The sequence below is a fragment of the Sutterella wadsworthensis 2_1_59BFAA genome (genome assembly GCF_000297775.1).
Taxonomy (GTDB): domain Bacteria; phylum Pseudomonadota; class Gammaproteobacteria; order Burkholderiales; family Burkholderiaceae_F; genus Sutterella; species Sutterella wadsworthensis_A.
In genome coordinates, this window is the sequence record NZ_JH815518.1 from 218,649 (window position 1) to 220,904 (window position 2,256).

Annotated in this window: 1 rRNA gene (cut by a window edge); it reads left to right on the forward strand. The window is 52.2% G+C overall.

Annotation, left to right across the window (positions count from 1 at the left end):
* Nucleotides 1-2,172, forward strand: a 23S ribosomal RNA gene (locus HMPREF9465_RS09215); it begins 711 nt to the left of the window's first position.
* Nucleotides 2,173-2,256 lie beyond the last annotated feature (84 nt).

Genomic DNA, 2,256 nt, shown 5'->3' on the forward strand with positions numbered 1-2,256 from the left:
TAACACACACTGGAGGACCGAACCGACTAGTGTTGCAAAATTAGCGGATGAGCTGTGGATAGGGGTGAAAGGCTAAACAAATCTGGAGATAGCTGGTTCTCCCCGAAAACTATTGAGGTAGTGCCTCGTGTATGACTCCAGGGGGTAGAGCACTGTTATGGCTAGGGGGACATGGCGTCTTACCAAACCATGGCAAACTCCGAATACTTGGAAGTTTGAGCACGGGAGACAGAGCACCGGGTGCTAACGTCCGGACTCAAGAGGGAAACAACCCAGACCGCCGGCTAAGGTCCCTAATATTGACTAAGTGGAAAACGAAGTGGAAAGGCTAAGACAGTCAGGAAGTTGGCTTAGAAGCAGCCATCCTTCAAAGAAAGCGTAATAGCTCACTGATCGAGTCTTTCTGCGCGGAAGATGTAACGGGGCTAAGTCAATAACCGAAGCCGCGGATTCACACTTATGTGTGAGTGGTAGGGGAGCGTTCTGTAAGCCTGCGAAGGTGACTCGTAAGGGTTGCTGGAGGTATCAGAAGTGCGAATGCTGACATGAGTAACGTTAAAGCGGGTGAAAAGCCCGCTCGCCGTAAGCCCAAGGTTTCCTGCTCTACGTTCATCGGAGCAGGGTGAGTCGGCCCCTAAGGTGAGGCTGAGAAGCGTAACTGATGGGAACAAGGTTAATATTCCTTGACCACCGCTGAATGCGAAGGGGGGACGGAGTATTGAAGATCATCCGGGTGTTGGATATCCCGGTTTGCGAGCGTAGGAGGCTGACAGGCAAATCCGTCAGCGAATCTCCGAGGCAAAGCATCGAGCTCTCTTTTGAGCGAAGTGATTGGATGTGCTTCCAGGAAAAGCCTCTAAGCTCCAGTTCAGCGGGACCGTACCGCAAACCGACACTGGTGGGCGAGCTGAATATGCTCAGGCGCTTGAGAGAACTCAGGAGAAGGAACTCGGCAAATTGACACCGTAACTTCGGGATAAGGTGTGCCTTTGTAGCGTGGAGGGAGAAACACCCCGAGCGCGAAGAGGTCTCAGATAATCGGTGGCTGCGACTGTTTATTAAAAACACAGCACTCTGCAAAGACGAAAGTCGACGTATAGGGTGTGATGCCTGCCCGGTGCTGGAAGATTAATTGATGGGGTGCAAGCTCCTGATCGAAGTCCCAGTAAACGGCGGCCGTAACTATAACGGTCCTAAGGTAGCGAAATTCCTTGTCGGGCAAGTTCCGACCTGCACGAATGGCATAACGATGGCCACACTGTCTCCTCCTGAGACTCAGTGAAGTTGAAGTGTTTGTGATGATGCAATCTCCCCGCGGCTAGACGGAAAGACCCCATGAACCTTTACTGTAGCTTTGCATTGGACTTTGAACCGATCTGTGTAGGATAGGCGGGAGCCTGTGAAACCACAACGCCAGTTGTGGCGGAGGCGTCCTTGAAATACCGCCCTGATTTGTTTGAGGTTCTAACCTGGGACAGTCATCCTGTCCGGGGACCGTGCATGGTAGGCAGTTTGACTGGGGCGGTCTCCTCCTAAAGGGTAACGGAGGAGTGCGAAGGTACGCTAGGTACGGTCGGAAATCGTGCTGATAGTGCAATGGCAAAAGCGTGCTTGACTGCGAGACCCACAAGTCGAGCAGATACGAAAGTAGGTCATAGTGATCCGGTGGCTCTGTATGGAAGGGCCATCGCTCAACGGATAAAAGGTACTCTGGGGATAACAGGCTGATACCGCCCAAGAGTTCATATCGACGGCGGTGTTTGGCACCTCGATGTCGGCTCATCTCATCCTGGGGCTGTAGCCGGTCCCAAGGGTATGGCTGTTCGCCATTTAAAGAGGTACGTGAGCTGGGTTTAAAACGTCGTGAGACAGTTTTGTCCCTATCTGCCGTGGGCGCTGGAAGATTGACGGGGGCTGCTCCTAGTACGAGAGGACCGGAGTGGACTCACCTCTGGTGTACCGGTTGTCACGCCAGTGGCATCGCCGGGTAGCTATGTGGGGAAGAGATAACCGCTGAAAGCATCTAAGCGGGAAACTTGCCTGAAGATAAGTCTTCCTGGAGGCTAGACCTCCCTAAAGAGTCGTTCGAGACCAGGACGTTGATAGGATGGGTGTGTAAGTGCTGTGAGGCACTCAGCTAACCATTACTAATTGCTCGTGAAGCTTGATCCTATAACCGTGAAGCTTTTTTGACTGAATGTCGTCAAGAGAATTTCTGAGTCAATGAATCACAGCTCAGCTTTGTTTCTGACCAAG